The sequence below is a fragment of the uncultured Nostoc sp. genome, assembly GCF_964245575.1.
GTDB lineage: Bacteria > Cyanobacteriota > Cyanobacteriia > Cyanobacteriales > Nostocaceae > Nostoc.
Genome location: NZ_CAXTNP010000420.1, coordinates 1 through 4,754 on the forward strand (window position 1 = coordinate 1; position 4,754 = coordinate 4,754).

A 4,754-nucleotide genomic window follows, 5' to 3' on the forward strand; every position below is an offset into this window, starting at 1 on the left:
CTTATTAATTGTATATTTTATTTTCTGGAAGTCCCTAAAGTCGCAGTTGGTTTAGAATCTCAGGTAAATGAAAAACATTTGTGGTGTGGTCGAAAAGTTAAAGTAATAGATGGTTCTACTGTATCCATGCCAGATACACCACTTAATCAACAAGAATATCCTCAACCAAATAGTCAAAAAACCGGGTGCGGTTTTCCTCTTGCTAAGATTGGTGTGCTGTTTAGCATCGCCACTGGTGCGGCTATCGCTCTTGTAATTGATATTTTTAACACTCATGATATCAAATTAGCAAGAAGACTGTACTCCTTCTTATCTCCTGGTGATGTGCTATTAGGAGATAGAGCATTTTGTGCTTATGCTGATTTATTTCAAATAAAAACTTTAGGTTGTGATGCTGTATTTCGCAAGCATCAAAGTCGTAAAACTCAAATGCGTCGAGGGAAGATTGTTGGCGATTGTGATAAATTTGTGACTTGGAGCAAACCGAAACAATGTCCCCAAGGATTAAGTCAAGAGGAATTTAACTCTTTACCAGATAGATTAATAGTCAGGGAAATTTATTTCTATATTTTTATCCCTGGCTTTAGAACGGAACAGGTGAGTCTAATTACTACTTTACTTGATACTCAGGCTTATTCCACTTTAGATATTACAAGTCTTTATCAAGAACGTTGGGATGTCGAAATTAATTTAAGGCATCTTAAAACTACATTGGGGATGGATATATTAAGAAGTAAGACTCCGGCAATGGTACGTAAAGAAATTTGGGCTTTTTTATTGGCTTACAATCTGTTACGGACTTTGATGTGGTCGGCTGGCAATAGTTATGGTGTCTCACCTTTGAGGTTATCATTACAGGGAACGCGGCAACATTTTCATAACTTTATTTCTCAGCTAATTACCGCTACTACCAGCGAACGGCATCAGATTTATCACACTTTGCTAAAAGTTATTGTCCATAAAGAAGTACCCTTAAGACCAGCACGAAGTGAACCGAGAGTCAGAAAACGTCGCCCTAAATTTTATCCGTTAATGCAAGAACCGCGCAACTACTATCATCACAATTTAAAAACTGCTTGAGTCCGAATAATACATATATATACATAAATTGTTGAGCCAAGGAATATAATTATTTAGTTCGCGGAAATATTACGCGAATAATGCAATTCTTTTTTCTCTACCTATTCAAGTTTATCTCTCTATCTCTCAAACCCATTACTCAACTTGCTTTCGGCTTATCTTAGTGCCATTTGGACATAAGCGATTTATGACCGTCGATACCTTGGGGTTGGTTTTGAGGGTTTTAGTCACCGCAGCCAATGTTGGTGAGCGAGAAGGAGTAAAACGAGTTCTAAAACGGGTCACAGCAATTCGCTTTTTCCTATTCGCAATTCGCTTTTTCACTCCCCACAACTGAAGTTGGGGGCTTGAATATTATACTTCTTGCATAAGTCGGGAAAAGGGGAAAGGGGAAAGGGTAAAGGTTTTGTATTGTCCCCTTCCCCAATAACCATGAGTCCCTTTTCCCAACTCTTGCAAAAAACACTTTTGCAAGAGGTCTATTGATACTACGTGTTTTGTTTGTTTTCATAATTGAAATTAGGGGCTTGTACCCTAAATGAATCAATTATCAATTACGTCCGCAATTGCGAATTGCGAACTGCGAATTGCGAATTGTTCGGTCAAACAGTCCAATCATTTGGTCTCTCGTTTGACTACTATCTGGGTAGATTGTGGTAATGATTACGAACCTTTCATGCAGTGGGTGATGAATTTTTGTTGTTGGATTGTACAGGTAGTGCTGCGATCGCAAGAGGCTAAAGGTTTCATCTTGCTCAAAAAACGTTGGGTTGTAGAGCGGACTGCGGACTTTTAGTTGGCTGATGGGATGTCGCCGATTAGTTCGAGACTATGAGTTATTGCCTGCAACATCTGAGACTTTTATTCATCTTGCCATGATACGCATTATGGTTCAGCGATTAGCATAATTTTTAACCTATAAAAACTTTTCAAACATCCTCTTAAGTCTCCCAAAATTAGCTAAATTACGATTCTTCAAACAGGCGATCACCTTTATGCAAGCGATCAGCAATTTGATAGATTTGCCCTTGCGATCGCATTGTGGGCGCGTGTGCTGCTAAATAACGAGCAGCAGCAACTAGTACATGGATACCAGCAGGAGTCTCACTTAAGAGCGAGTATTGTCTAAAAGCTGCTTCCATTTCCTGAATCACATGAAACTCACGATTTTCCCGCAGCATCAACTTACCCAACATTGCCATCAGTCGCTTAACCGAGCCACCACTATACAAATAATCTGCCACTAACTGACCTGTCTGATTTACTTGTTGTTGGTGATTTAATAAATCTGGTAGTTGCTTGAGCAATTCTTCAGGATTTTGAGCAGAGTCTTTTGGTTCTGGGAGTCTTGCTGGTGGCACATTCAAAAAACGATTCAGATATACACTCATGGCAGCATCAAACACACTTCGTAGTAATTCTAGCGTTGGCACTCGTCGTAATCCTTGATGCACTGCATTGGCAAAAGTGAACGGATGGTGCGCTGAATTCCAGTCGCCAAAGTCGTTGTTAGTGTGGAAGCGAGCTACCCGAAGTGCTGCTGCGTAAGTAACTACACCTGCCAATTGTTCTTCAGTACAACCAGCTTCCAAAGCAGTCAGAAGAGAGTTGGTAATTGCCTGTGGATCTTCCCCTAACAAAATCGGCACTAATTCCTCCTGACCTGACCAAGTTCCTTGTCGAGGTCGTCCTGTTGCCAAAGCCATAGGTAACTGCTCAAAGGCAGATTTCAGAATTCCTACTAAATCCACAGGGTAGCACCAGGAATTGGATTCTTCCATGCGGTCAGCAGTTGCTAAACCAGAAACTAGACTCGCCAAAACTGACTCTGCCGCTTCCCAATCAACGGCATCCAGGGCTTCCAGTGCCTTATTAATGAAGTCGAGTACATGACCCCTATCGATGTAACAGTGGTCTGTGGCAGATGTGAACAGCATGTCTGCAATCTGCTGAGAATTAGCTCCCGCCCGAATTGCAGATATCAGACATCTCTCTGCTGCTTCACTATCACGCACCTCAATAAACTGGCAAAACCAGCATTTGAGGGTACTGAAGTCAACGGTAGAATCAGGCAATGGATGAACTACAAAATGGGGCGGCGCTCCAGCGCTATCACTAGCGACTGCTGAAAGTCCTTGGAAAAGGGCGCGGGGTTTGTCTTCTGCATCTAGATAAGGCAGCAAATTCATCATGCAAGTATGGATGGTTAAGCCTGTACTCCAGCCTGCTTTATTATAACGTGTGCCAAATTCCAGTCCCACCTGAAATGGTTCGGTAAAATCTGCCCCCATGTCTAGTAATGCGATCGCTGATTTGGCAATAACTAACGAAATATTCTGTTCTAAACCATCCTGAAGACGTTGGCTGTGGTGGGCATACAGGTTAACTAGGGGATCTAAATTTACCCAAACTTCCTCATCGCGTATTTCTACACCAAAACAGGGAACATCATCTGCCCAAGAGTCAAATGTTCCGCCACTAGCGAGATCGAAACGCGCATAGTGCCAAGGGCAAGTCACAATGCCATTTTTGCAAGTGCTTTCGTGGAGGGGAAAGCCCATATGAGGACAACGATTATCAATTGCATAGACTTTATTGTGTGAGTAAAACAGAGCAATAGTATGTTTTTCGCTGCGAACTAATAAACTACCTGCTGCTTGAACATCTGCAAATTTAGCAACACGGATGTATTTGCCTCTATGGATTAGGGCTGTAAATTTTTGAATCATTTCAGTTTTCCACAAAAGTGATGTAAAAACTCCTACTCGCACCCTGGCGAACTTTCTAACGGTTTGAGCAACGATGCAATTGTAATTTTTGTTAACTGGTAGGGCATTTAGGAAAAAGGTGATTGGTGACGACAATGTAACAAGGCGTAACACCACTGCATTAAGACAATTGACAAAATCGTTACTTACGACTAGAACCAATGCGAATTCTATAAGCCTCAATGCATTAAGGGAGCAACGCAATTTTGTGAAATAGGGTTTTAATTCTCAGTTACATAGCCAGATTCTCAATAAAAACAGCTATCTCGCTGCGATGCCTGCGGCAATCGCTGAGCGGCTGGTGAGCGGAGTCGAACCATGCCGTACCACTTCGTGGAAGCAAGCGACGCGCAGCGTCTCCAAGAGTTGGTGGGCGCAGCTGCGGCACTATCAAACAGGCAGTTTATACCCCTAATTTTTAGCACCTCACTTTGGAGCGTTGCTCATGTGCATTAACTACAAGCACATAATCAAGGCTTGAGGCGATCATTGAATGAAATAGTCATCTCTTTTCAGCAAAGTTTAGATTTCCCAGCCTTTTAGTTCGGCGTTTCGAGTTCTGAGCATCAAGTTCCAAGATAAAAGCTCGGCGTTTCGAGTTCTGAACTTGAACCATGAGACTCAAAGGTGGAATGATGAAGTTGAAAAGGCGATGTCTACGATGGTCACTGAGCTTTGTCGAAGTGCGGGCTACGCCTACGCACCATTTCCCCCAATCCCCGATGAGTGCCCGAGTCCCCCACTCCTGAGAGGACAAGAGTTTTAGCCTCCTTTACCTTGATTTACATAGGTTGTTTTTCTTGTACTGACTTACTTAATAAATAAAAAAATAGGAGAAGTGTGAAAATGCCAAACTTTTATCCTATACCTTGCTTCTAATAAACATACTGATAGTAAGTGATTTAT

The 4,754-nt window shown here is 42.0% G+C and carries 3 protein-coding genes and 2 pseudogenes; 4 read left to right on the forward strand and 1 reads right to left on the reverse strand.

All coding sequences use genetic code 11. The features are described from left to right. From ACFFAP_RS35915 to ACFFAP_RS35925, 3 genes and pseudogenes are all read left to right on the forward strand, one after another. Nucleotides 1–1,080: IS4 family transposase (locus ACFFAP_RS35915; RefSeq protein WP_375515681.1), on the forward strand; the 1,080-nt coding region annotated here is incomplete at its 5' end. A gap of 172 nt (nucleotides 1,081–1,252) precedes the next feature. After that, nucleotides 1,253–1,345 (forward strand): annotated as a pseudogene (locus ACFFAP_RS35920) (IS5/IS1182 family transposase); the annotation flags it as partial. A 477-nt stretch (nucleotides 1,346–1,822) separates the two neighbouring features. Beyond that, nucleotides 1,823–1,988: pseudogene (locus tag ACFFAP_RS35925) on the forward strand (transposase); the annotation flags it as partial. A gap of 57 nt (nucleotides 1,989–2,045) precedes the next feature. Here the strand turns inward: ACFFAP_RS35925 and ACFFAP_RS35930 are convergent. Continuing rightward, the gene (locus ACFFAP_RS35930; protein ID WP_375515682.1) at nucleotides 2,046–3,809 is read right to left on the reverse strand and encodes a Rieske (2Fe-2S) protein; all 1,764 of its coding nucleotides are present in this window, start codon (nucleotides 3,807–3,809) and stop codon (nucleotides 2,046–2,048) included. A 357-nt stretch (nucleotides 3,810–4,166) separates the two neighbouring features. On the opposite strand from ACFFAP_RS35930, the gene ACFFAP_RS35935 reads away from it, so the two are divergent. Continuing rightward, nucleotides 4,167–4,304, forward strand: a complete 138-nt coding sequence (locus tag ACFFAP_RS35935) for a hypothetical protein (RefSeq protein ID WP_375515683.1) — start codon at nucleotides 4,167–4,169, stop codon at nucleotides 4,302–4,304. The last annotated feature ends 450 nt before the right edge of the window (nucleotides 4,305–4,754 follow it).